Origin of the sequence: Allobranchiibius sp. CTAmp26 (assembly GCF_017565405.1) — a bacterium.
In the GTDB taxonomy this organism is placed as follows: domain Bacteria; phylum Actinomycetota; class Actinomycetes; order Actinomycetales; family Dermatophilaceae; genus Allobranchiibius.
Genome location: NZ_JAGEKR010000003.1, coordinates 38,641 through 62,937 on the forward strand (window position 1 = coordinate 38,641; position 24,297 = coordinate 62,937).

The 24,297-nt window shown below is 70.0% G+C and carries 19 protein-coding genes; 9 read left to right on the forward strand and 10 right to left on the reverse strand.

The window, feature by feature from the left end; all coding sequences use genetic code 11:
- Positions 1-80 precede the first annotated feature (80 nt).
- A complete protein-coding gene (locus J4030_RS02115; RefSeq protein ID WP_243762749.1) occupies positions 81-1,592 on the forward strand; it encodes an NAD(P)/FAD-dependent oxidoreductase in 1,512 nt (503 codons plus the stop codon).
- On the opposite strand, the gene J4030_RS02120 is transcribed toward J4030_RS02115, so the two are convergent.
- Both J4030_RS02120 and J4030_RS02125 read right to left on the reverse strand, forming a co-directional pair.
- Complete coding sequence (locus J4030_RS02120) at positions 1,547-3,277, reverse strand: MFS transporter (RefSeq protein ID WP_208047550.1); 1,731 nt, start codon at positions 3,275-3,277, stop codon at positions 1,547-1,549. The genes J4030_RS02115 and J4030_RS02120 overlap by 46 nt on opposite strands.
- On the reverse strand, positions 3,258-3,986 hold the full coding sequence (locus tag J4030_RS02125; RefSeq protein WP_208047551.1) for an LppX_LprAFG lipoprotein: 729 nt from the start codon (positions 3,984-3,986) through the stop codon (positions 3,258-3,260). Before J4030_RS02125 ends, J4030_RS02120 begins: the two co-directional genes overlap by 20 nt.
- A gap of 154 nt (positions 3,987-4,140) precedes the next feature.
- On the opposite strand from J4030_RS02125, the gene J4030_RS02130 reads away from it, so the two are divergent.
- Positions 4,141-4,965 carry an alpha/beta fold hydrolase gene (locus J4030_RS02130; protein ID WP_208047552.1) on the forward strand — a complete coding sequence of 275 codons (825 nt, stop codon included), beginning with the start codon at positions 4,141-4,143 and terminating at the stop codon, positions 4,963-4,965.
- 69 nt (positions 4,966-5,034) lie between these two features.
- On the opposite strand, the gene clpB is transcribed toward J4030_RS02130, so the two are convergent.
- Positions 5,035-7,608, reverse strand: a complete 2,574-nt coding sequence (gene clpB / locus J4030_RS02135) for an ATP-dependent chaperone ClpB (RefSeq protein ID WP_208047553.1) — start codon at positions 7,606-7,608, stop codon at positions 5,035-5,037.
- A 359-nt stretch (positions 7,609-7,967) separates the two neighbouring features.
- Here clpB and J4030_RS02140 point away from each other — a divergent pair, with 359 nt between their 5' ends.
- A complete protein-coding gene (locus J4030_RS02140) occupies positions 7,968-9,938 on the forward strand; it encodes a primary-amine oxidase (protein WP_307864523.1) in 1,971 nt (656 codons plus the stop codon).
- Between the two features lie 20 nt (positions 9,939-9,958).
- Entirely contained in the window at positions 9,959-11,089 is a 1,131-nt protein-coding gene (locus J4030_RS02145) for an SGNH/GDSL hydrolase family protein (RefSeq protein ID WP_208047555.1), read from the forward strand.
- A 25-nt stretch (positions 11,090-11,114) separates the two neighbouring features.
- Here J4030_RS02145 and J4030_RS02150 read toward each other — a convergent pair whose 3' ends face one another.
- Complete coding sequence (locus J4030_RS02150; RefSeq protein ID WP_208047556.1) at positions 11,115-11,543, reverse strand: nuclear transport factor 2 family protein; 429 nt, start codon at positions 11,541-11,543, stop codon at positions 11,115-11,117.
- Between the two features lie 116 nt (positions 11,544-11,659).
- Positions 11,660-12,754: a phospho-N-acetylmuramoyl-pentapeptide-transferase gene (mraY, locus tag J4030_RS02155; protein ID WP_208047557.1), complete on the reverse strand. Its 1,095-nt coding sequence runs from the start codon at positions 12,752-12,754 to the stop codon at positions 11,660-11,662.
- A gap of 272 nt (positions 12,755-13,026) precedes the next feature.
- Here mraY and J4030_RS02160 point away from each other — a divergent pair, with 272 nt between their 5' ends.
- From J4030_RS02160 to J4030_RS02170, 3 genes are read left to right on the forward strand one after another with little or no spacing between them, the layout of a single operon-like run.
- The gene (locus J4030_RS02160; RefSeq protein WP_208047558.1) at positions 13,027-14,208 is read left to right on the forward strand and encodes an iron-containing alcohol dehydrogenase; all 1,182 of its coding nucleotides are present in this window, start codon (positions 13,027-13,029) and stop codon (positions 14,206-14,208) included.
- Positions 14,205-15,701: a histidine kinase gene (locus J4030_RS02165; protein WP_307864524.1), complete on the forward strand. Its 1,497-nt coding sequence runs from the start codon at positions 14,205-14,207 to the stop codon at positions 15,699-15,701. The genes J4030_RS02160 and J4030_RS02165 overlap by 4 nt, the downstream gene beginning before the upstream one ends.
- Complete coding sequence (locus J4030_RS02170; protein ID WP_208047559.1) at positions 15,698-16,405, forward strand: response regulator transcription factor; 708 nt, start codon at positions 15,698-15,700, stop codon at positions 16,403-16,405. Before J4030_RS02165 ends, J4030_RS02170 begins: the two co-directional genes overlap by 4 nt.
- Before the next feature lie 20 nt (positions 16,406-16,425).
- On the opposite strand, the gene J4030_RS02175 is transcribed toward J4030_RS02170, so the two are convergent.
- Positions 16,426-17,022 (reverse strand): TMEM165/GDT1 family protein, encoded by a 597-nt coding sequence (locus tag J4030_RS02175; RefSeq protein WP_208047560.1) that lies wholly within the window; start codon positions 17,020-17,022, stop codon positions 16,426-16,428.
- A gap of 223 nt (positions 17,023-17,245) precedes the next feature.
- The gene (locus J4030_RS02180; protein WP_208047561.1) at positions 17,246-18,118 is read right to left on the reverse strand and encodes a ZIP family metal transporter; all 873 of its coding nucleotides are present in this window, start codon (positions 18,116-18,118) and stop codon (positions 17,246-17,248) included.
- Positions 18,119-18,572: 454 nt separating this feature from the next.
- On the opposite strand from J4030_RS02180, the gene J4030_RS02185 reads away from it, so the two are divergent.
- A complete protein-coding gene (locus J4030_RS02185; protein ID WP_208047562.1) occupies positions 18,573-19,274 on the forward strand; it encodes a TetR/AcrR family transcriptional regulator in 702 nt (233 codons plus the stop codon).
- Positions 19,271-20,239 carry an aldo/keto reductase gene (locus J4030_RS02190; RefSeq protein ID WP_208047563.1) on the forward strand — a complete coding sequence of 323 codons (969 nt, stop codon included), beginning with the start codon at positions 19,271-19,273 and terminating at the stop codon, positions 20,237-20,239. The genes J4030_RS02185 and J4030_RS02190 overlap by 4 nt, the downstream gene beginning before the upstream one ends.
- A 341-nt stretch (positions 20,240-20,580) precedes the next feature.
- Here J4030_RS02190 and mftM read toward each other — a convergent pair whose 3' ends face one another.
- From mftM to J4030_RS02205, 3 genes are read right to left on the reverse strand one after another with little or no spacing between them, the layout of a single operon-like run.
- Positions 20,581-21,498 (reverse strand): mycofactocin oligosaccharide methyltransferase MftM, encoded by a 918-nt coding sequence (gene mftM, locus J4030_RS02195; protein ID WP_208047564.1) that lies wholly within the window; start codon positions 21,496-21,498, stop codon positions 20,581-20,583.
- Entirely contained in the window at positions 21,495-23,024 is a 1,530-nt protein-coding gene (locus J4030_RS02200; RefSeq protein WP_208047565.1) for a VWA domain-containing protein, read from the reverse strand. Before J4030_RS02200 ends, mftM begins: the two co-directional genes overlap by 4 nt.
- A 6-nt stretch (positions 23,025-23,030) precedes the next feature.
- Complete coding sequence (locus J4030_RS02205; RefSeq protein WP_208047566.1) at positions 23,031-24,254, reverse strand: MoxR family ATPase; 1,224 nt, start codon at positions 24,252-24,254, stop codon at positions 23,031-23,033.
- Between the last annotated feature and the right edge of the window lie 43 nt (positions 24,255-24,297).

Genomic DNA, 24,297 nt, shown 5'->3' on the forward strand with positions numbered 1-24,297 from the left:
TGAGAAATGCCGGCGCCCGATAGACGAGGGGGTCGCGCCGTCCCCGCGGCGCGGCGTACGCGTGGGTAGCCTGATCGGTCATGGACCCCATGCAGACCCCTGTCGATCACGACGTCGTCATCATCGGCAGCGGTTTCTCCGGCATCGGGATGGCGATCGCCCTCAAGAAAACGGGCCGCACGTTCACCGTGCTGGAGAAGGCGCACGACATCGGCGGCACCTGGCGGGACAACCTCTACCCCGGCTGCGCGTGCGATGTGCCGAGCCACCTCTACTCCTTCTCCTTCGAGCCGAACCCCTACTGGTCGCGCGCGTACGCCACCGCCGATGAGATCCAGGACTACCTGCTGTACGTCGTGGAGAAGTACGACGTGCGGGGGGATGTGCAGTTCGACGCCCAGGTGACCCGCGGCGTGTACGACGAGAGCCTGCGGGTGTGGCACCTGACCGTGCTCGGCTCCGACGGCGCGGAACGGCACCTCGTCGCCGGCGCCGTGGTGCTTGGGGTCGGTGCGCTGCACGAGCCGTCGCTGCCCGACATCCCCGGCCTGGAGACCTTCGCCGGCGAGGTGATGCACACGGCGTCGTGGGACCCGGGCGCCAGCATGTTCGGGCGTACGGTCGGCATCATCGGCACGGGCGCCAGTGCCGTGCAGGCGATCCCGTTGCTCGCGGAGGACGCCGACCACCTGACCGTCTTCCAGCGGACCCCCGCCTGGGTGCTGCCCAAGGTCGACCCGGAGTACCCGGACGGGCTGCAGGACGCCTACGACAAGCGGCCGTGGTTGATGAAGCTGCACCGCACCAAGATCAAGGCCGCCAACGAGCTCCGCGCGATCGCCTTCACCCGCGCGCCCGCGCTGCTGAAGGCCGCCTCACTCGGTGCGGCGGCCAACATCCGCCGGTCGGTGAAGGACCCCGAACTGCGTCGCAAGTTGATCCCCGACTACACCATGGGCTGCAAGCGGATCACCTTCTCCAACGCCTACTACCCGGCCCTCGCGCGTGAGGACGTACACGTGGAGACCGAGCACATCACCGGCGCGGACGCCCGCGGACTGACCACGGCCGACGGCGCGCGCCACGACCTGGACGTCCTCGTGCTCGCCACCGGTTTCGATGTCGCCGGCTCCTACCGGCACCTGAATTTCACCGGTACCCGCGGCCACGATCTGGGCGAGGACTGGGACGCCGGGATCACGTCGTACTACGGGGTGACGGTGCCGCACTTCCCCAACCTCTTCTTCCTGCTCGGCCCCAACACCGCCCTCGGGCACACCTCGGTCCTGATGATGATCGAGGCGCAGATCGCGCTGACGCTGCGACTGCTGGACGAGCGCGACCGGCGCAGGGCCGGCGCGGTGCAGGTGCGCGAAGCGGTGGCGCAGGCGCATATGGCGACCCTCGACCGGCGTACCCGCCGCACCGTGTGGATCGCGGGAGGGTGCGACAGCTGGTACCTGGACCAGTTCGGCCGCAACCGGGTGCTCTGGCCCGGCAGCGTGCCGGAGTACGAGCGCGCGACCCGGCGCACCGAGATGGTCGACTACGAATTCACCGGTTCCCGGGCGTCGGTGTCCTCGAGCAGGTGATGCACGGGGATCCGCCGGATCCCCAACGCAATCGCGATCAGGGCCGCCACGAAACCGGCGATGGCCGCGCCCAGGAAGATGGTCTGCACCTGGACCACGGCCGCGGCCGCGATCTGCCTGTCGGTGGCGTTCGGGATCTGCGCGACCCGGCCGTAGAACGCGTGCAGGCCGAGGGCTGTCAGCAGGCCGAGCCCCACGACCATGCCGATCATCCGGCTCACCACGACCAGCGCCGAGACGACGCCCTGCTGGTCGGGGGCGGCATCGTGCAGGGCGGCGTCGTTGATCGGCGCGATCGACAACCCGATGCCGAAGCCCACCGCGATGAGCACGAACCACGCGGGCAGACTCTCCAGCGACCCGTTGCCCCAGGTGGACATCACCAGCAGCCCGGCCGCCGCGACCGCGAGGCCGACGGGGGCGATCAGCCCGGGCCCGAACCGGCGTAGCAGCAGACCGCCCACGAGTGCGCCGACCGGCACGGCGACGAGAAAACGCAACAGGATGAGCGCGCCGTCGCGCTCGGTGCTGTGGGCAACTGTGAGCTGCGCGAGCAGCGGGACGTCGACGACGATCGACACGAGCGCGGTGCCCGCGAAGAGCGAGCACGCGAGCGCAGGCGTGAGCCGGCGGCGTACGACGCCGGGCGCGATGAGGGGGTCGGAGATGGTCCGCTGCCGCCAGACGAAGAGTCCGGCCGCGACGGCGGCGACGGGCAGCAGCCACAGGCCGAGCGGCCCGATCACCTGCTTGGACGGATCGGACGTGGCGAAGGTCAGGATGAGCGCGCCCAGGGCGAGGCCGATCAGTGCGGCGCCGGGCAGGTCGACCCGGGCGAACGTGCGCCACACGAGCGCCACGGTCAGCGCCAGCGTGACGGCGAGGGCGATCATGGCCCAGACCCCGATGGGCGTGATCATCCGCGAGGTATGTGTGCCGTACGGCACGAACGGCCCGCCCCAGCGGATCGAGGAGGTGAGCGCCGAGGGCGCGGTCAGGGCGAGCGTGAGCAGGACAGCGCCGACCACACCGGCGAGGGCGGTGAGCGCCGCGACGGGCCGCCACCACCGGGGGCTCGTCCCGAACGTCGGACGCACGGGGCCTCCGATGATGCGGACGGCAACGGCGAGCAGCAGCCCGGCGACGGCGTTCACCCAGAAGATCGCGCGCCAGTCCCAGATCGTCAGGATGAGCGCGCCGAGCAAGGGGCCCACCACGCTGCCGATCTCCTGGACGGCGCCGACCACCCCGAGCGGAGTTCCTCGCTTGCCGGGCGGCCACAGCTGCGCGACCAGGGCCAGCGTGGCGGGTACGAGGCCTCCGCCGCCGAGACCCTGCAGCACCCGGCCCACGACCAGCACGGACAGCTCCGGCGCCATGGCGGTGATCGCGGAGCCGACCACGAAGATCGCCAGGCAGCCGAGCAGGATGCGCTGGCGGTCGAGCAGGTCGGCGAGCCGCCCGATCAGCGGCAGAACCGCGACGTACCCCAGCAGGAAGCCGGAGATGATCGGCGTCGCCTTCTGCAATGAGTCGATGCCCACCCCGACGCCGGTCATCATGTCGGTGAGGGCGAGGACGACCACGTAGGTGTCGGCGGCGGCGAGCGCTACGGCGACCGACGCCACCCCGAGGAGCGCCTTCGGGCTCCGCGCGACGCTGGACCTACGAGGGCTTGCTGACATCGACTTTCTCGCCGTACTCGGTGAACCGGGTCAGGTACGACGTCGTGTCCCCGGCCGAGAAGAACGGGCCGGTCACACGTACCTGGCGCAGCTGGTTCGCGGTGGTGATCTCGTATTCGACGTTGTAGTTGAGACCCGTGGAGCTCTTGCCGAAACCGAGCGTCTTGCGCACCGCGGTGGACGGCAGGGTGCCGGTGATGGTCTGCACGGTCTCACTGCCGTCGCGCTTCTGCGCGCCGTACTTGGCACCCTGGGTGACCGGCAGGAGCGAGGACAGCCCGCCTGGGCCGGAGGAGAAGAGCACGTTGGGATTGGGCGCGCCGTACGTGCCGGGGTCGATCTTGGAGTAGCCGGTCTTGAAGGGCAGCTTGGCGTAGACGTCGTTCTTGACGGCGACGACGGGGACGTTCGCGCTGACCCCGGCGATCTGCACCTTGAGGCTGCCCTTGAACGCCGGGGCGTGCGAGCCGTCGCCGCTACCGGACAGCAGTCCGCTGGCCGACGAGGGGACGTTCGCCGAGGAGAGCTCGATGTGGAAGCCCGTCGCGGCGTCCACCACCTTCTTGACCGCCTGCAGACGCTGCACCGGGGTCTCGCCCGCGGTGGTCTTCGCCGCCGTCTTGCCGCCTGTGCTGCTGCAGCCGGTCAGGGTCAACGCACCGACCAGCAGCGTGGAGCCGGCGGCGGACAGCAGGGAGCGTCGTTGCATGCGGTCAACCTATACGCGCGAGTAGGAATTGCGGACGCTCGCTCCGGCGTACGGAAGGGTCGAACAGTCGGGCGCACCGTGGCGGCGCATGCCGTCCGCGAGCGCGCATGGTTGGCTGCCCCACGTGCCGACAACGACTTTCGCCCATCGCACCGTGACCACAGCGGACGGGGCACGCCTCGCGGCGTACGTCCGCGAACCCTCCGACCCCACCTCGGCCGCCACCGTGGTCCTCTCCCACGGGTGGACCCTCGCGCACGAGTCCTGGGATCTGGTGGCCGAGCGGCTGCCGCGGAGCGTGCGGGTCGTGACGTACGACCAGCGCGGCCACGGGCACTCGACGTTCGGGCGGGGCCGCAAGCGCCCGAAGGACGAGTCCGTGCGGCGCCTCGGATCCGACCTCGACGCCATCATCGACCGGTGTGTGCCCGACGGGTCGCCGCTGATCCTCGGCGGGCACTCGATGGGTGGGATGAGCGTGATGGCGTACGCCGGGGCGCACCCGCGCGCGTTCGACGGCCGGGTGCAGCGGGTGCTGCTGACCTCTACCGCCATCAGCGGCCTGACGGGTGCGGGCGTTCGCGGGGAGGCCGCGGCCATGCAGCTGCTCGCCCGCACGCCGGGCCGGATGGGCAAACTGGTGACGCTGAAGGGACAGCGCACGCTGTACGGCGCGAACCCGGACCCGCTGCTGCTGGAGGCCTCCCGGGCACTCACCGCGAAGACCTCGCTGCGCGCGTTCGGCGCGTTCCACGGTGCGCTAATGCTGCACGACGAGACCGCCGCGGCGGCGACGTTGGCGAAGGTGCCGGTGACCGTGGTGGTCGGCACCCGCGACCGCCTCACCTCCAAGCGGCTCGGCACCGCGCTGGCGAAGGAGATCCCCGGCGCGCGCCTGGAGGTGCTCGACGGCATCGGCCACATGACGCCGTACGAGGTGCCCGATCTGCTGACCGGCGTCCTGCTCGGCACCGCCTGACCCAACGCCACGCGGCGGTTGTCCGCAGTTCCGTGCCGACGGGTGCACGAAACTGCGGACAACCGACCGTCAGACCAGGGTGAGGCTCGACTCGCCCTCCGGCTTGTCGACCGTCACCGTGGCGCCGTCGAGCACGTCCCCGGCCAGGATTGCCTTCGCCAGCCGGTCGCCGATCTCCTTCTGCACCAGTCGTCGCAGCGGGCGCGCGCCGTACGCCGGGTCGTAGCCCTCGTCGGCCAGCCACTGCCGGGCCGCGTCGGTCACCTCCAGCCAGATGCGCCGATCCGACAGGCGCCGTCCGAGGGCGGCCACCTGCAGGTCGACGATCCGCGCCAGCTCGGCCCTGGACAGCGGGTCGAAGATGACGACCTCGTCGAGCCGGTTGAGGAACTCCGGCTTGAACGACGTGCGGACGGCGGTCATCACCGACTCCCGCTTGGCCTCCTGCGACAGCATCGGGTCGATCAGGAACTGCGAACCCAGGTTGCTGGTCATGATGAGGATGACGTTGCGGAAGTCGACCGTGCGGCCCTGCCCGTCGGTCAACCGACCGTCGTCGAGCACCTGCAGCAGGATGTCGAACGTCTCCGGGTGCGCCTTCTCGACCTCGTCCAGCAGCACCACGCAGTACGGCCGACGCCGCACCGCCTCGGTGAGCTGGCCGCCCTCCTCGTACCCGACGTATCCGGGCGGCGAACCGATCAGCCGCGCGACGGCGTGCCGCTCGGAGTACTCCGACATGTCCAGGCGCACCATCGCGCGTTCATCGTCGAAGAGGAAGTCGGCCAGCGACTTGGCCAGCTCGGTCTTGCCGACGCCGGTCGGCCCCAGGAAGAGGAACGACCCGGTCGGCCGGTCGGGGTCGGCGACGCCCGCACGCGACCGGCGTACGGCGTCCGACACCGACTGCACGGCCGCGGTCTGGCCGATCAGTCGCCGGCCGAGGAACTCCTCCATCCGCAACAGCTTCTCGGTCTCGCCCTCCAGCAGTCGCCCGGCGGGGATGCCGGTCCACGCGGAGATCACCTCGGCGATGTCGTCGGCACCGACCTCGTCCTTGACCATCAGCCCTTCGCCGGTCGCACCGGCCGTGGACGACGTCGCCTCCGCTGCCTGAGCGTGCTCGAGCTGATCCTCCAACGCCGGCAGGTCGCCGAAGCGGATCTTGGACGCCTCCCCGAGGTCGCCGTCGCGCTCCAATCGGTCTGCCTGCGTGCGCAACTCGTCGATCTGCGCCTTGAGGTCGCCGACCCGGTTGAGGCCCGCCTTCTCCGATTCCCAGCGGGCGTTGAGCGCCGCCAGCTGCTCCTGGCGGTCGGCCAGGTCGGCGCGCAATCGCTCGAGCCGGTCCTTGGAGGCGGCGTCGGTCTCGTTCTGCAGGTGCAACTCCTCCATCCGCAGCCGGTCGACCGTGCGCCGCAGCTCGTCGATCTCGACAGGTGAGGAGTCGATCTCCATCCGCAGCCGCGACGCCGCCTCGTCGATGAGGTCGATGGCCTTGTCCGGCAGCTGCCGCGCCGTGATGTACCGGTCCGAGAGGGACGCCGCCGCGACGAGCGCCGCATCCGCGATCGCCACCTTGTGGTGCGCCTCGTAACGCTCCTTCAGCCCGCGCAGGATCGCAATCGTGTCCTCGACGCTCGGCTCGCCGACGTAGACCTGCTGGAACCGGCGCTCCAGCGCGGGGTCCTTCTCGATGTGCTCGCGGAACTCGTCCAGCGTGGTCGCGCCGACGAGCCGGAGTTCCCCGCGTGCCAGCATCGGCTTGAGCATGTTGCTGGCGTCCATCGCGCCCTCGCCGGTCGCGCCCGCGCCGACGACGGTGTGCAGCTCGTCGATGAAGGTGACGACCTGGCCGCCGGCGTTCTTGATCTCCTCCAGCACGGCCTTCAGCCGCTCCTCGAACTCGCCACGGAACTTCGCCCCCGCGACCATCGCACCGAGGTCGAGGCTGACAAGACGCTTGTCGCGCAACGATTCCGGCACATCTCCGGCCACGATGCGCTGCGCCAGACCCTCGACGACGGCGGTCTTGCCGACGCCGGGCTCGCCGATGAGCACCGGGTTGTTCTTGGTGCGCCGGGACAGCACCTGCACGACGCGCCGGATCTCCGAGTCGCGCCCGATGACCGGGTCGAGCTTGCCCTCACGGGCGACGGCTGTCAGGTCGGTGCCGTACTTCTCCAGCGCGTCGAACATCCCCTCCGGCTGTGCGGACGTCACCTTGGCGCCGCGACGAGTCGCCGGTACGGCGGCCTGGATCGCGTCGGCGTCCAGGCCGAAGTCACCGGTGTGCGCGAGCGCGAGCAGCAGGTGGTCGGTGGAGGTGAAGGTGTCGGCCATCGCGGTCATGGCGGCGCGACCCTGCTCCAGCACGTTGACGAACGCTCGCGACATGCTCGGCTGCGCAACCGAGCTCCCGGTCGCGGCCGGGAGGCCGGCGATCGCCTTCCGCGCGGTGGCCGCCACCGCGGCGGCGGTCGTCCCGACGGCTTCCAGCAGTGGCGCGGTCGTCGTCTCGGTCTGCTCTGCGAGCGCGAGCAGCAGGTGCGCAGGCTCCACCTGCGGGTTGCCGGCGCTCGCCGCGCCCTGGACGGCGGTCGAGACCGCCTCCTGCGCCTTGGTAGTCAGTTGAAGGTCCACATGATCTCCCTGGTCGAACGGCTTGTGGAGGACGACCCGTTCCGAGCGTGCCACGCGCCCGCCGGCTCTGGGGTCGTCCTCTCTCATCTGCCGGGTACAACGCGGGACAAGTTGAGTCGATTCCACTCAACCTTCCCTTTCTCCTCCTCGTGCTGAGAGCAGATGCGGCGGCCGGTGGGGGTTTACGTCCGTGGCCAGTGCTGCAGCCCTGGCCACGGACGCAAACCGGCGGGGTCGGCGCACCACGCCCTCGGTGCATGGACGCCCGTCCTCGGTGCACGGCCCGGGGGCGGGGCGGGGGCGCGTGGACGGTGCGATGCTGGGTGGGAGCGCATCTCCCACCGTCCGCCAGGAGCACCGTGACCGACGTCGCCACCCCGAGCACCGCCCATCCGCTGGACCCCCTGTCGTCCGAGGAGTTCCGGGCCACGACCGCGATCCTGCGCCGCGACAAGGGATTCGGGCCGGGGTGGCGGGTCGCGTCCATCGAGCTGCGGGAGCCGGCCAAGGACCTCGTCCGCACGTTCGAGCAGGGGCAGGCGATCGCCCGCGAAGCGCGGGTCGTCGTCTGGGACAGGGCCGACGGCACGGCGTACAAGGGTGTCGTCTCGATCACCGGCGACCGGGTGCTCTCGTGGGAGGCCGTGCCCGGTCACCAGCCGAACGCCACCACCGACGAGTGGCACGACTGCGACCATGCGATGCGCGAAAACCCTTCTGTGGCAGCGGCACTCGCCGGGCGCGGCGTGACCGACATGTCGTTGGTGCTCATCGACCTGTGGACGTACGGCGGCTTCCTGATCCCCGAGCAGTACCGCGGCCGGCGGATCGGCTGGTGCGACGTGTGGGTGCGTGACGCGCCCACCTCCAACCCGTACGCGCACCCGGTCAGCGGCCTGAAGCTCATCGTGGACATGAACACGATGGAGCTGCTGGAGATCGAGGACACCGGCGCGCCCGCGTCGCTGCCCAGCGGGTTCGCACCGGTCGACGGCGAGTACGCACCCGAGCACATCCCCGACTACCGGGCTCGTAGCGACCGCGCACCGTTGGAGATCACCCAGCCCGACGGAGTCTGCTTCGAGCTGCGCGGCAACGAACTGCGTTGGCAACGCTGGAGATTGCGCCTCGGTTTCAACTACCGCGAGGGCCTGGTGCTGCACCGCGTGGGGTACGAGGACGGGGTCGACGAGGCCGGCCAGCCGCGGGTGCGGTCGATCGCCGACCGGTTGTCGTTCGCCGAGATGGTGGTGCCCTACCGCGACCCCACGCCGAATCACGTGCGCCGCACGGCGTACGACATCGGCGAGTGGGGACTGGGCTTCATGACCCGATCGTTGGAGCTCGGCTGCGACTGCCTGGGCGAGATCGTCTACGTCGACGCCACCCTGCACGACACCGCCGGCCAGCCGCGCGAGATCCCGCAGGCGATCTGTCTGCACGAGGAGGACGCCGCCGTGCTCTGGAAGCACGTCGACGAGCGGGCCGGCGCCGAGGTACGGCGGATGCGCCGCCTGGTCGTGTCGTTCCACGTCACCGTCGCCAACTACGAATACCTCGTCTACTGGCGCTTCTACGAGGACGGCAACATCGAGTGCGAGGTGCGCGCCACCGGGATCATGGTGACCACGCCGTACGACGGTGACACCCCGCCGCCGTACGGCACCGTCGTGGATCACCAGACGTACGCCCCGATCCACCAGCACTTCATCGTGGCGCGCCTCGATCTGGCCGTCGACGCCGACGGCGACCCGGGCACGGCGGGCAACACCGTGGTGATGTCCGAGACGCAGCGGCTGCCGACGGGTCCGGACAACCCGTACGGGCTCGCACTCACCCAACGCAGCGTGCCGCTGCGCACCGAGTCCGAAGGCCGACAGGACTACGAGTGGTCCACCCAGCGGTCCTGGAAGGTCACCAACCCCGGCCGCACCAACAAGGTCGGCGGACCGGTCGCGTACAAACTCGTGCCGGGCGCGGCGGTGCCGCCGATGTTCGACCCCCACTGCCCCGTGCTCGCACGGGCCGGCGTGCTCGAGCACACTCTGTGGGTGACGCCGTACACCGCCGAGGAGCGTTGGCCCTGCGGCGAATTCGTCAACCAGAGCACCAGCGACGAGGGGCTGCCCGCGTGGACGAGCGCGGACCGGTCGATCGAGGACACCGATGTCGTGCTCTGGTACACCTTCGGCATCCACCACGTGCCACGGATGGAGGAGTGGCCGGTGATGCCGGCCGACACGATCTCCTTCTGGCTGAAGCCCACCGGGTTCTTCGACCAGAACCCGGCGCTGGACGTCGCGCCGACGCCCGGAAAGGCCTGCCACTGAGACCGCACCGACGACGGCCGGTGCGCGCCCGGATCGCCGCCGCCGCATTGGTCCCGGCGTTGCTCGCCGGCTGCTCCGGCGGATCGCCGGCACCGTCGTCCTCCGCCGCCACGTCGACGTCACCGACGACCTCGACCGCACCGACCCCGACGTCCGGGACCCCCACGGTGCCTCCGGGCACGGGCACCGCGACGGGCACGAACTCCTACGTCGCACTGGGCGATTCGTACGCCGCGGGCGTGGGCTCCGGAGGGTCGACCGGCGTCTGTTACCGCTCGGCGCGGGGCTGGGCCCCGCTGGTGGCCGAGCGGTACGGCCTGGCCCTTAGCTACCAGGCGTGCAGCGGCGCGACCACGGCGACGACGAGCGAGCAGCAGCTCGGCACCCTGGGAGCGGGCACCTCACGGGTGTCGATCACGATCGGCGGCAACGACGTCGGGTTCGCGCTCGTGCTCTTCACCTGCGCCAGCCCGTCGTGGCTCAGCGACTGCACGGGCGCGATCGGCGCGGGACGCAGCATCCTGCGCACCCGACTGCCGGGGCGGCTGCGCGCGCTGTTCTCCCAGGTCCGCGGCCGGGCACCGCACGCGCAGGTGACGGTGGTCGGATACCCGCACGTGCTGGGCACCAGGGACTGCGACGCGCTCACCTTCTTCAGTGCCCAGGACCGCTCAGGTCTCGACGCGGGCACCGACGAACTGGACGCGCTCCTGCGCACGACGGCGGCGTCGTACGGCTTCTCCTTCGTCGATCCGCGCGCCCGCTTCAGCGGCCACGCCCCCTGCAGCTCGGCCCCGTGGATCAACGGTCTGAGCCTGCCGATCGGCGATTCCTTCCACCCGGACCGTTCCGGTCAGCAGGCGTACGCCGGTCTCGTGGGCCCCGTGCTCGACGCGGCCTCCGGCGCCTCCGCGCCCCGGGTCACCACGGCCGCGGCGACACCGGACCCGCGGGCGGCGGCGCGTGCCGTGCTCTCCATGCAGCTGGACCAGCCCGAGAACCTGCGCCAGGCGCAGGCCGCGGGCGTGTCCACGACCCTGATCAAGAGGTACGTCCAGGACCTGCGCTCGAGCGACACCGCCACCATCTCCGCCGGACTGGCGGGCCTGCGGTCGCTCGACCAGTCGCGGGCCGACCGCGTCTCTCGTTGATCCGCGCGCCGGAGCAGCCGCCTCGTCAGTCCCGTTGTGAGCCCGGGTTGGTGGTGAGATCGAGCCCGAACTCCGCATTGGGGAGTCCGATCGAGGTATGGACCTGCACGAGCCGCCACCGGCCGTTCTCGTACCGCACCACGCCCGTGACCCTCACCGGCGCCGACTCACCGTCGCTGAAAGTGACCAACGCCCGGTCCTCGAACCACCCGAACGAGCCGTCGCTGTACCCACGAGGCGCCCCGGCCTGGATCCTGAGGGGACCGGCCTCCTGGGTCTGCGTGACGAACCCGGCGACGGCGACGGCCCGATCGGTGTCCCATTCGTCCTCGTCGGTGCCGATCGCCACGGTCATATCCGTCGACAGGAGTTCCTCGGCGGACTGCAGGTCCGCGGACCGCATCACGTCGTAGAGCTTCTCGACCATGGCGCGTACTCCGGCGCTCTGTCTCATCCTCAGTCCTCACGTCGAACGGTGGTCCGGCCGGTGCGGATGGCCACCGAACGGGATGTGCAGGAGCGTCCGGTGCCAGGGAGCCTCGGTCGCGTCGATCAGGGTGCGGGATCTCGTCAGACGACGACCCATTCGGCGTAGAACAATCCGAGGCCCGCCGCCACACACAGCCCGCAGATGATCCAGAAGCGGATCGTGACGGTGACCTGCTCCCATCCGACCATCTCGAAGCTGTGGTGGATCGGTGTCATCTTGAACAGCCGCTTGCCGACGCCGCCGTTGGTCCGCTTGGTCGCCTTGAAGTACCCCACCTGCAGGATGACGGTCACCGTCTCGAAGACGAAGAGTCCGCCGAGGACGATCATCAGCAGTTCCGTGCGGGTCATGATCGCCAGTCCGGCGAGCGCCGCGCCCAGGCCGAGTGAGCCGGTGTCGCCCATGAAGATCTGCGCCGGTGAGGCGTTCCACCAGAGGAATCCGAAGCAGGCGCCCATCACGCAGGCGGCGACCACGGCCAGGTCGAGCGGGTCGCGTACGTCGTAGCACTTGGTCGAACTGACGAACCGGCAGTTCTGGTTGAACTGCCACACGCTGATCAGCACATAGGCACCGAACACCATGGCGCAGGCACCGGAGGCCTGACCGTCCAGGCCGTCGGTGAGGTTCACGCCGTTGCTCGTGCCGGCGATCATCAGGTTCGCCCAGAGCACGAAGAGGACGACCCCGATGACGGTGCCGTGCACGGCGAGGTCGAACCACGTGTCGCGCACGAACGAGATGCGGTAGCTCGCCGGGGTGATGCCGCCGCGGGCGAACCTGGTCGCCAGGATGGCGAAGACGACCGCGACGACGGTCTGACCGGCGAGCTTCTCGACCGACCGCAGGCCGAGCGATCGTTCGCGGGAGATCTTGGTCCAGTCGTCGAGGAAGCCGACGAACCCGATCCCGACCATCAGGAAGAGCACGAGCAGCCCGGACACGGTGGGCGCGGCCCAGGTGAGGAGGTGCGCCAGCGCGTACCCGCCTACCGAACCGGTGATGATCACGATGCCGCCCATCTGGGGCGTGCCGCGCTTGGTGTGGTGACTCGTCGGACCGTCGTCACGGACGAACTGCCCCCAGCCGTGGCGCCTGGCCAACGAGATGAAGTAGCGGGTGCCGACCAGGCTGGCGGCGAGCGCGACGAGCGCCCCGATGAGGATGAGTTTCATCGAGGGACCCCTCCCACGAGGGACCTACGCATGCCTCGGTCCATCGTCTTGAAATCCCACCCTGTTCGACAGTGACCGGCCCCCGCTGGTTCAGTCCTGACTCACGACGTACTCCGGAGGGTACGGCGTCCGCGGCGCCCCATGCCGCATGCGACCCGGCGTGCCCTGCGTGCGTCCGCCTCATGGCGTGCCGCTGAACCCCGCGCTCCCGGAGGGCGCACAGCTTGGCGACTCTGTGTCCTGACTCACATTCGGCGGTTACCGTGGTCTCGATGACCGCGACCGCGGTCGGACGAGGTGCGCCCATGACGCTGTTGAAGTTCCACGCCCCCGAAGTCGTCTTCGGGGCCGGATCGCTCGGCGAGGCCGGTTTCGCCGCCGGTCGGCTGGGTGCCAAGCGTCCGTTCGTGGTCACCGACGACGGCATCGTCGAGGCGGGATGGCTGGCCGAGCTGGAGGTCGTGCTGCGCGCCAGCGGCCTGGATCCGCAGGTCTACGAGAAGGTCAGCCCCAATCCCAAGGATCACGAGATCGCCGCTGCGCACGCGGCGTACGTCGCGTGCGACGCCGACGTGATCATCGGCCTCGGTGGCGGGTCCTGCATCGATGCAGCCAAGGGGGTCGCGGTGCTCGCGGGCAACGGCGGCGACATCCTCGACTATCGGGGGGTCGACCAGGTCGCGCTGCCGATCCCTCCCACGCTGATGATCCCCGCGACGTCGGGCACCGGCGCGGACGTGTCCCAGTTCTGCATCGTCACCGACACCCGGCGCTCGGTGAAGGTCACGATCATGGGCCGGGCCCTGGTCCCGGACATCTCCATCACCGACCCTCGCCTGCTGCACACCATGCCAGCCTGGCTCAACGCCGCCACCGGGCTCGACGCGCTCACCCACGGGGTCGAGGCGTTCGTCTCGCTGGCGCACAACCCCCTCGCGGACATGCACGCGCTGTGCGCCGTACGCCAGGTGGTCGGCCACCTGCGCACCACGATGGACCACCCTCACGACGGGGAGGCGCGTTCGGCGATGGCGGAGGCCAGCCTCAACGCCGGGCTGGCGTTCAGCAACGCGATCCTGGGCGCGACCCACGCCATGAGCCATCAGGTGGGCGGACTGCTGGACGCACCGCACGGCGTCATCAACGGGGTCCTGCTACCCCACGTGATCCGTTACAACGCCCAGTCGGCTCCCGAGCGTTTCATCGGGCTCGCCGACGCGGTCGGTCTAGACACCCACGGGTGGAGCGGCGAGCAGGCCGCGAACCAGCTCGCCGACCTCGCGCGACGGCTCGCGGACCAGGTCGGCGTCCCCAAGGGCCTCTCGGCGCTCGGCGTCACCGAGCAGGACTGCGACCGGCTCGCCGGCACCACCTTGGAGGACGCCTGCCTCACCACCAATCCCCGCAGCGCCTCCGTCGGCGACATCACGGCGCTCTTCAGGGCGGCCCTGTGACCGCCGATCCCCAGAGCACGGACGACGTCATCGACTCCCGTCGACCCGATCTGGCGTCGCTCACCGGTCTGCGTTCGGGCAAGCGGTCCTACTACCGCGAATACCGCGAGTCCGACGAACGATTGGCCCGCGCCGTGCGCGCCATGGACTCGATCTCCCGCGCGCTGGTGCGCACCGTGGAAGGACCGCGCGGGCTGCTCGAGGAGGTCGCGCGGACGGCGAGTGCCCACCTCAGCGCCCATTGGACCCTGCTCAGCCTCGCCGACGGTCAGCTGCCCGGCGCGCGACCGCGATTCGTCGTGGTCGACAGCGAGCGGCACGTCGTCGGCGACCGCGAACTGCCCCGCGCCGTACGTCGCGAGCTGGGCTCGTTGCGGGCCGGTCACCAGGCGCCCGTCGTCGACAGCCGCGGGTGGGTGCGGGTGCCGATGAATCTCGAGGGTGCGGCCGTCGGTGGGATCGCGCTGCTGCACGGACTCCCGAGCGACCCCGAGCCGGGTGACCTGTCGGTGCTACGCATCCTCGCCAATCAGGCGGCCGTGTCGCTGCACACCTCCGAGCAGTTCCAGGCCGGCACCGCCCTGCACCGGCGCGCCCAGCGGCTGCACGACGAGACCGCGGCCCAGGCCCGCGACCTCGCCGAGCGCACCGCCGCTCTGCAACGCGCCCGGGATCGATTGGTGGTCGCCGATCAGTGGCTGATCGTCGACGAGGAGCGGCACCGGATCGCCCGCGAACTGCACGACACCGTGGCCCAGCAGGTGCTGACCGTGGGCATGACCGTCGATCTCGCCGAACGGGACGCTGCGCAGTGGCAGGAGCAGCACGGCGCCAGCACCGCGCCCATCCGGCAGCAGCTGCGGGTGGCGCGGGACCTGTCGCGCGACGTGGTCGACCAGCTGCGGCAGGCGATCTACGCGCTGAGCCAGCACCGCGACGACACGGTGCGCAGCCTGCCGGAGCTGCTCTCAGAATTGGTGCGCCAGCACGACGGCAAGGTCAGCGTGCGGCTGCGGGTGCACGGCACGGAGATCGCGCTTCCCGAGAGCGTGCGGCACGAGCTGACTCGCGCCGTCGGCGAAGCGCTCTTCAACGTCAAGGTGCACTCGGGCGCCACCCGCGCGGTCGTGCGCGTGAACTATCGCCCCGAGCGCGTGATCGTGTCCGTCGCGGACGACGGCCACGGCGACCCCGCGCAGCTGCGTCGGGTGCTCAGAGTGACCATGGAGGCCACCGGCGACGGGCGCCACCGAGGCCTGGCCAACCTGCACGCCCGCATCACCTCCACCGGCGGAGACCTGCACTTCCGCCGGTCGCGGATGGGCGGCGTCGAGGTGCAGATGCGGCTGCCGCTCCCCCTGCCCGACGCACTCGATCCAGGCCTCATCGGGCACCTGCTGGATCCGCCGCACGTCGCGGGCGACACCCCCTCGACGATGCTCGTCACCGGGACGGTGCGAGCACTCCCGCACCGCGTACGGTCGCGATCATGAGCAGCACCACCGGACGCGACCAGGACACGCGGGCCTCGGATAACGACCCGAGATCGCCTTCGGCGGGCACGCCGTTGCGCGTGGTCCTGGTCGACGACCACGCGATCGTGCGACACGGCCTGCGGGCTGTGTTGTCCCGCGAGCCCGACCTGGAGGTCGTCGGCGAAGCAGCCACCCGCGACGAGGCGCGTGCCGTGATCGGGCACCTGAACCCGGACATCGTGCTGCTCGATCTCAAACTGTCGACGACGCACGAGGCCGAGGGGCTGGTGCTGTGCGAGCAGCTCACCGCGGCGTACCCCCGGATCGGGGTGCTGGTGCTCACCACGTTCATCGACGACGCGCTGGTGCTGCAGGCCGTCCGGGTCGGCGCGCGCGGCTACGTCGTCAAGGACGTCGACACCTCCGCCCTACTGCGGGCGATCCGCGACGTCGGGGCGGGCAAGAGCGCGTTCGACGCACACAGCGCCGCGGCGATGGTGCGGGGGCTGAATGCTCCCAGCCCGTCCTCGGACCAGCTGACCGACCGGGAGCGCGAGGTACTCGCTCTGCTGGCGCGGGGGCTGTCCAACCGGCAGATCGGCAGCCGCCTCTACGTCGCCGAGACCACCGCGAAGTTCCACGTCGGCAACATCCTGCGCAAGCTCGGGGTGTCCCGGCGTACCGAGGCGGTCTACGAGGCGAGCAAGCGCGGCGTCCTGTAATCGACCCTCACGGCGGGTGCCTAGCCGCTGAGGGCGGTGATGAGGCTGTAACCGGCGAGAGCGACCATCACGACCGCGGCGACGCGAGTGATCCACTTCAGGGGCAGGACGGTCAGCAGGGTCTTGCCGCCGAGGATGGCCAACAGTCCGACTGCCCAGAGGCCCAGGGTGGCGCCGATGGCGACCGAGATCGGGTCGTGGTACTTCGCGGCGAGGTTCGCGGTGAGGATCTGGGTCAGGTCACCCCATTCGGCCACGAAGATCACGCCGTACCCCAGCGACGCCACGCGCCAGAACCCGGCACCGTCGGGTGTCTGGGCGACCTCCTCCTCTTCCTCCTCTTCGGTGCCCTGACCTTCGCGCCACACCAGGACCGCACCGAGAAGGAAGAGGGCAGCGACCACGAATTCCACCGGCCTGCGCGGCAGCAGGGTCAAGAGCGAGCCCGCGGCGACAGCGATGACGACGTGGGTCAGGAAGGCCGCGGCCATCCCGACGAAGACCCACAACCAGGGAAAGCGGGTGCCGAGGACGAGACCCGCCACGGCGGTCTTGTCGGGCAGCTCGGCGACGAAGATGAGGCCGAAGACGATGGCGATGACGGATGCACTGAGCACTGAAAGTTCCTCGTGGATCGCGGCCGCGACCCAACCCTCCGGCGTAGAACAGGAGACGTCGGACCGGCAGCCAGGGGCTGATGGTGGTCCGAACGTCTCGTCCAGCCGGCATCACCGACCCTGGACACCGGGACGCGCGAGGCGGCCAGTATGTCGACATCCAGTCGAGGGACTACTCCCGTTCGTGGGCCAATCTAACGGCCCGGGCACATGGCTCCAACTCTCACGCGCCGCCGGCGCTGACGATGGCATCGGTGACGAAGCCGGCGAGCAGACCGACCAAGAGCCCGTAGGCCACCAGATCGGCGCGGCGGGCGCGAGCGGTCACGCCGAGGAGTTGGACGATGACGTAGACGATGGAGCCTGCGGCCAGGGTGAGGAACGCGACACTGACCGGCTCGGAGGTGAAGGTGTGCCCGACCGCGGTGCCGACGAAGGTGGGGCCCCCTCCGATGGCGGCCATAGCGAGGAGGAATCTCCAGCTGGGCCGGGTGGCGGGGTCCTCGAGACGGCGGTCGGCGGCCAGCGGCGCGACGATGCCGAATCCCTCGGTGGCGTTGTGCAGGGCGAAACCGATGACCAGCACGGTGGCCAGCGAGATGGCGTTGCTGGCGGCTGCCTGTCCGATGGCGAGACCCTCAGCGAAGTTGTGCAGGCCGATCCCGACGGCGATCAGCAGTGCCAGACGACGGCCCGCGGGCCACGTGCGGACACCCCGCGCCCGGGCGGAGCGATCGGTCGCAGCCATCGCGCCCGGCCCGCCGTGGCCGGTGGGATGGGCCGTGCGGGCCATGTAGCGGTCGTACGCGACCAGGCTGAGGAGTCCCGCGCTCAGGCCGGCGGCGAACAGCACGCCGTACCCGAACACCGGCCCCAGGCTGCCATTGCCGTCGTGCACCTTGCCGAGCGCTGAGTCGATGGGCTCCCACGCGGCCGCGAGCACGTCCCAGAACAGGAACAGCAGGACCCCCACCGCGGTCGCGTTCAGGAACACCCGCAGGCCCGGCGCGGGAGCGCGCATCCGCCCCAGGGGCAACCCGATAACGATGGTCACGCCGGCGATGAAGCCCAGCAGCAGGGTGCTTGTCAGGCTCATCGTGCGCCCTCCGAATTCCATCGAATCATTAGGTGAGGCTTGCCTAATACTTCGTCCGCGTCAACTCGCGGTCCCGGTCGGTGCGGGGGCCGGTCGGCTCATGCGGGAATCAGGGAGCGAGTGGGATGCTCGGGACATGGGGATTGATGAAGATGTCGAGCTCATCCTCGCCATTCTGCTGGTGGTGGGTTCCTTGCCGTTCGTGATGGCGTGGTTGGAGCGAACACTCGATCAGCCGGGCGAGTCCGACCACCGCCGGCGCCGCCGATTGCAGTGGCACCGAAGCCGATGAGCACCGCAGGCCCCAGACTCGGCCCACCCGGGCGTTCTCGGTGCGCGCTCGGTACCCGTCAGGTCAGGAAGCTGACGGGTTCTGCGGTCTCGCTTCCTCCGCGCTTCTGCAGGTAGAGAACCAGCGGTACACGTAGAGCATTGATTGATATACCATCGGTATATGCCGTCTGGACGGACCCGTCTTCTCGATGCCGCGACCGAACTGCTTGCCGCGCAGCCGTCGCACGAGCCGAGCACGCGCGAGTTGTATGAGGCGGCGGGCGTAGCAGCCCCGACGCTCTACCACCACTTCGGCACGAAAGAGGGCCTCCTCGACGCGGTCGTGGAGCGGGCGTTCGCCGACTACCTGCAGCGCAAGCACGGGATGCTCCGGACCGGCGATCTCGTCACCGACTTCTGCGCCGGATGGGACCTGCACGTCGAGTTCGGCGTCGCGAACCCGACCCTGTACGCCCTGATGTACTCGCCCGGCCGCGTGAGCGCCGCCGCCGCAACGGCGGACACGCATCTGCGCGCAGCCCTGGAGCGGATGCGTGACGCCGGCCTCTTGCGCGTCGACGTCGACACCGCGGCGGCGATGACGACCGGGATGGCGATCGGGTGCGTCACCCAGCTGAACCGGCAGCACCGACCGGTCGACAACCCTGCGGCGCTGGCGACCCGCGCCGCGTTGATCGAACAACTCACCGGGCAGTCCTCGGCGTCGACCTCGCCGGACCAGGCCGCGCGGGCGCTGCTTCGCGAACTGCCAGAGGTCGCAGCACGATTCACCTCCGCCGAATCGGCGCTCTTGACCCAGTGGCTGCGCGCCATTGCCGAGGAAGAGCGCGCAGCCGCACCCCCGAAAGGATCCCGACCATGACGAGCACAACACACGAGAGCCGCTTCGACCCGAGCCTGCAGATCGGCGACCTGATCGTTCCTCGCGTGGGGTACGGGGCCATGCAACTCGCCGGTGCGGGCGTCATCGGGCTACCCCAAGATCCGAACAACGCCATCGCGCTCCTCCAACATGCCGTCGAACAGGGCGTCCGATTCTTCGACACCGCGAACGCGTACGGCCCGCGGACGGTGAATCAGCTCATCGGCCGCGCCTTGGCGCCCTTCGGCGACGACATCATCATCGGCAACAAGGTCGGCGCGACCCGAGGGCCCCGAGGCGAGTGGGTCACTGACAGCAGACCGGACACGATCCGTTCCCAGGTCGAGGACGCTCTGTTCGACCTGCGCACCGAGCGCAGCAGCCTGACCTACCTGCGACTCTGGGGCGACAGCGAAGGTCGCGCCGGATCCATCGCGGAGGACGTGCCGCTGGAGGACTCTCTCGGCGCCCTGGTGGACATGCAGCGTGAAGGCAAGATCGACCGCATCGGGATCTCGGGAGCGAACTCCGAACTCCTCGCCCGCGCGCAGCAGGTCACCAAGATCGCTGCAGTGCAGAACCGGTACAACCTCATCGACCGATCAGGCGTCGAAGTTCTCGCCGCCTGCGAACGAGACAGCATCGCGTTCGTGCCGTACTTCCCGCTCGCCACCGGCGGCATCGCCGGCCTCGACGCCCTCACCGCGCCCGCCCGTCGGCTCCGCGTCTCCGAGCCGACCATCGCCCTCGCGTGGCTGCTGCGACGTTCCGCGGTCATCGTCCCGATCCCTGGAACCCAGAGGATCACGCACCTCGATGACAACCTTCACGCCGCCGAGATCGCCACGGACCTGACCAACGCGGAAGTCCAGGCCCTCACCGACACCGAGGACGAGAGCACTGCCGCGCTCACGCGGATGCCCACGCGCATGCTCGATGCGTTGCGGCGACCACGCAGCACCTGAATCCGGCCTGTCGCCAAAACTGATCCCTGTCGCCCGGCCGCAGCGCGCCCACTTGGATTGCCCGACTGCGTTCGGAGAGTGAGCGCGTCCAGCCAGCGGCTCTGGAGTCCGGCGGATGAACTACCTCGTGTGCCCGGACGACGGGGAGCAAGTGAAAGTCGTCCCAGGCCATCGGGACCCTGAGGCCGGGCTGGTTGTGTGCTGCCCCCGATGCGCCAGAGCGTTCAGGTTCGCCGTGGGCGCGCTCATTTCGATCGGGGATCCAGAGGCTCCGGAGACCCAATAATGCAGCGGGGCGGTCGGATCCGTACCTGATCAGCACCTGGATCTGGCGCCGGCGCTCAGACAGAGCAGTCGATGGTCAGCCAGCCGCCGTGGTGCTCGGCGACTTCGTACGGCCGGCCGCTGCGCCGGCCCCAGTCGTCCAGATCGGCCAGGTCGATGGTGCGCACGTGACCGAACGTCTCGTTGGCATCCTCCTCCAGCGGTACGGCGATCACGGCGCGGCGCCGGGCCAACCGCAACGCCTCGGCGATGGCGCGCTCACCCTGTTCGTCGTCCAGGTGCTCCAGCAGGTGCAGCATCAGGACGGTGTCGGCGCACCCGCTTGCGGCCGGCACGTGCGTCGCATCGGCCACCAGGGTGCGGATGCCGAGACCGAGGCGCGCCGCGACCGCGGACAGCAGCCCGACGGTGCCCGCCGAGACGTCCGAGGCCGTGGCGGCGATGCCGTCCCGGGCCAGCAGCAACGACAGGAATCCGAAGCAGCACCCCAGCTCCAGCACGCTGTCCCCGCACAACGCGCGCGCACGGGTGTAGACCGGGGCATAACCCTCGATGCCCTGAGGGCATCCGGAGCCGGTGAAGGTGTCGCCGACGCACTCGTCGAGCCGGCGGATGGTGTTGCGATAGAACGCCGTCCACGCATCGAGTGGGTCAGCGCACGTGGTCCGCACGACCCCGGTGACGATGCGCTCGAAGGAGTCGGCGCCGCGCACCCAGCCCGGCTCGAACAGTTCACTCCAGAGCAGCCCGGTGAGGTCTTCATCGATCGTGTCGGCGGTCAGCACGTGCCGCACGATCAGTTCAGGACCGCGCCCGGACAGGTCGAAGTGCTCGGTGCGCACGATGTGCCGGGCCCCCGGCGCCGGGCGCAGGGACTCCGGCGCGATGTCGACCGTGCCGTCGGCGTACCGGCCCTCTCGCAGCGGGCGGAACGGGTCGAGCGCCTCGGCGCCGCCCACCGCACTGACGCTCATCGCACCTCCTGGCCCAGCTCCAGGGAGACCGACTCGAGGGACTCCAGCCCGCGCACGACGTGGACCGCGTCGCAGTACTCGGCGTAAAGCGGCACGTCGCAGCGGCCGAGCCCCCAGGAGTAGCGCGGTTCCGGCGTCAGCCAGATGGTGTGGCGGGCACGCCGGGTCAACTCCTCGAAGGCTCGCATCCCGGGATCGTGACCGTTGCCCCGGCCGTCGCTCAGCACCACGAACGTCGTCCGGGAGTGCACGGCCGAGCCGTACTCCTCCAGGAACGTCGAGAACGCGCTTCCGCAGTCGGTGTCCGCGTCGACGTCGATCGGACCCCCGCCGACCGGGCCCGCCATGATCCGGGTGAGCGCCTCCTGCGGGCGCAGCTGATCGAACATGTCGGTGACCTCGGCGACCTGGTCGACGAAAACGAAACTGCGCACCGAGGACACCAGCGACGCCAGTCCCTGCACGAGGTGCAGGGTGAACTGGGCGGTCGAGCGGACCGACAGAGACACGTCGGCAAGCACCACGAGCCGGGGCCGGTCCGGCGTCTTGCGCACCGTCACCGGGCGGAACGGGATCGCGTCGTAGCGCATGTTGGCGCGCATCGTGCGTGCCCCGTCGACCGTGCCCGTCGAGGCGATCTGGCGCCGTGGACGCGGCGCGCCGTGCAGTCCGCGCACGATCCGGCGCAGCGACTGCTCCATGGTGAAGCGCTCCCACTGGTCGATCTGCTCGGCCTGGGCGATCTCGTGCTCACGCTGCTCCATGTCGACCTGCAGGTCGAGCATCTTCTGCAGATGGCGGCGCAGGCTGTCGGACAGCCCGTCGAGCAGGGGCGCGAGCTTCTGGCGCATCGCCTCCAGGTCGGCGTTCTCCTCGTCGTCGTCACCGTCGGGCAGGTCGGAGTCGGCGAGCCAGCCGAGCAGCGCCATCTCCTGCGCCACGGACAGGTCGGCGTCCACCTCGACACCGGGGGCTTTGGCGATGGTGCCGGGCAGTCCGGGGTTGTGCAGTCTGCGCACCGACAGCCGTACGCGGGCAGCCTCCACCAGGGCGTCGACCTTGTCCTTGGACAGCACCACCTCGTCGGTGCTGGAGGACATGTCGAGCTTGTTGGCCTCCTGGTGCAGGTTGAACTGCTGCACCAGGTCCTCGGGGCGGAAGTAGTCGCGGATGTCGTCCGGCTCGCCGTGGCTGTGTCCCTGCGACGGGGTGTCACCGGGCTCCTGGGACAGCGTGAACTGCTGCAGATCCCCCTCGTCGGACAGGTCGTCGTGCGCGTGGGAGTGCTCGTCCTCCTTGGCCAGCACGGGCAACAGGAAGAAGAACGCGTCGAAGACGGTCTCGAAGGTGGGCAGGTCGCGGCGATCCTTGATCAAGGTCACCGACAGAGCGGCGCGCAGCGACTCCCGGTCGCGCAGCAGACCCGGCGTGGCGGCGGCATGCATGGCGTCGAGGACCTCGCTCACGCTCACGCGTACGCCGTACAGCCGCAGCAGACGTACGAACCGGTGCAGTGCGGCTTCCATGGCCGGCTACAGCGGACGCTTGCGGGCGGCCGCGACGGGGTTGCGTCGGCCGGGCATCGGGGTGCGCACCCCTGCCGCACCGGCCTTGGCCGGCCCGGTGGACCCGTAGTACCCCTCGTCATGGCGCCCGGGCCGATCCTTCGCCGCGCGGCGCGCCACCCCCTCGGGATCCTTGGCGCCGACGGTCGGCTCCGGTGCGGGGTGGGTGTGGCCGTCATCCGGGTGATCGTGGGGGTGGTCGTGCCCGTGACCGTGGCTGTGGCCATGGCCGGGCAGCGCGTCCGGGACCTCGGCGTTCGGGTCGATCAACCGGGGCAGCGCGTTACGCGCGGTCTGCAGGTCCCGCTCGTACTTCACGACCACCGAGAGCGTCTCGGACAGCAGGGAGGCCGACAGCTCCTCGGCTCCCAGGACTGCCAGGGTGCGTGCCCAGTCGATGGTCTCGCTGACGCTCGGCGCCTTGCGCAGGTCCAGCTCACGCAGCCCGCGCACCACCTGCACCAGACCCTCCGCCAGGGCCGGCTCCAGACCGGTGTCCTTGGAGGCGATGATGTCCAGCTCGCGATCGGCCTCCGGATAGTCGAGGAACAGGTGCAGGCAGCGTCGTTTCAGTGCCGCGGACAGGTCACGGGAGTTGTTGCTGGTGAGGACGACGTACGGCTGATGCTTCGCCGACACGGTGCCGACCTCCGGGATGGAGATCTGGAACTCCGCGAGCGTCTCGAGCAGGACGGCCTCCAACGCCTCATCGGCCCGGTCCACCTCGTCGATCAGCAGCACCACCGGCTCCGGTGAGGTGAGCGCCTCGAGCAAGGGCCGCTGGGCGAGGAACCGTTCGGAGAAGAAGACGCTGTCCTGCTCGGAGATGCGATCGACGGCCTCACCGATGGTGCTGGTGTCCGCGACGATCTGCCCGATCTTCTCCCGCAGGATCTGGGTGTAGAGCAGCTGCTTGCCGTAGTCCCACTCGTAGAGGGCCTTGGACTCGTCCTGTCCCTCGTAGCACTGCAACCGCAGCAGCCGGCGGCCCGTGGCGGTCGCCAGACTCTGCGCTAGCTGCGTCTTGCCGACACCGGCCGGCCCCTCGATCAGCAGCGGCTTGTCCAGCCGGGTCTGCAGGAACACGGTGGTGGCGAGGCGGTCGTCGCTCAGATACCCGACCTCGCGCAACCTGGCCTTGGTGTCCTCGACGTCTGCGAAAGCGGGTACCTCGGGGGTCGTGTCGTCCACGTCGTCCTCTCTGACGATCCACTGCGTATTCGGTGGTGCGAGC

Bases quoted from the DNA above. Each gene is read 5' to 3' on its own strand.
- J4030_RS02180 (WP_208047561.1), bottom strand. From the start codon at position 18,118: ATGAGCCTGACAAGCACCCTGCTGCTGGGCTTCATCGCCGGCGTGACC.
- J4030_RS02160 (WP_208047558.1), top strand. From the start codon at position 13,027: ATGACCGCGACCGCGGTCGGACGAGGTGCGCCCATGACGCTGTTGAAG.
- J4030_RS02115 (WP_243762749.1), top strand. From the start codon at position 81: ATGGACCCCATGCAGACCCCTGTCGATCACGACGTCGTCATCATCGGC.
- J4030_RS02150 (WP_208047556.1), bottom strand. From the start codon at position 11,543: ATGAGACAGAGCGCCGGAGTACGCGCCATGGTCGAGAAGCTCTACGAC.
- J4030_RS02170 (WP_208047559.1), top strand. From the start codon at position 15,698: ATGAGCAGCACCACCGGACGCGACCAGGACACGCGGGCCTCGGATAAC.
- J4030_RS02200 (WP_208047565.1), bottom strand. From the start codon at position 23,024: ATGGAAGCCGCACTGCACCGGTTCGTACGTCTGCTGCGGCTGTACGGC.
- J4030_RS02120 (WP_208047550.1), bottom strand. From the start codon at position 3,277: ATGTCAGCAAGCCCTCGTAGGTCCAGCGTCGCGCGGAGCCCGAAGGCG.
- J4030_RS02125 (WP_208047551.1), bottom strand. From the start codon at position 3,986: ATGCAACGACGCTCCCTGCTGTCCGCCGCCGGCTCCACGCTGCTGGTC.
- J4030_RS02190 (WP_208047563.1), top strand. From the start codon at position 19,271: ATGACGAGCACAACACACGAGAGCCGCTTCGACCCGAGCCTGCAGATC.
- mraY (WP_208047557.1), bottom strand. From the start codon at position 12,754: ATGAAACTCATCCTCATCGGGGCGCTCGTCGCGCTCGCCGCCAGCCTG.
- mftM (WP_208047564.1), bottom strand. From the start codon at position 21,498: ATGAGCGTCAGTGCGGTGGGCGGCGCCGAGGCGCTCGACCCGTTCCGC.
- J4030_RS02185 (WP_208047562.1), top strand. From the start codon at position 18,573: ATGCCGTCTGGACGGACCCGTCTTCTCGATGCCGCGACCGAACTGCTT.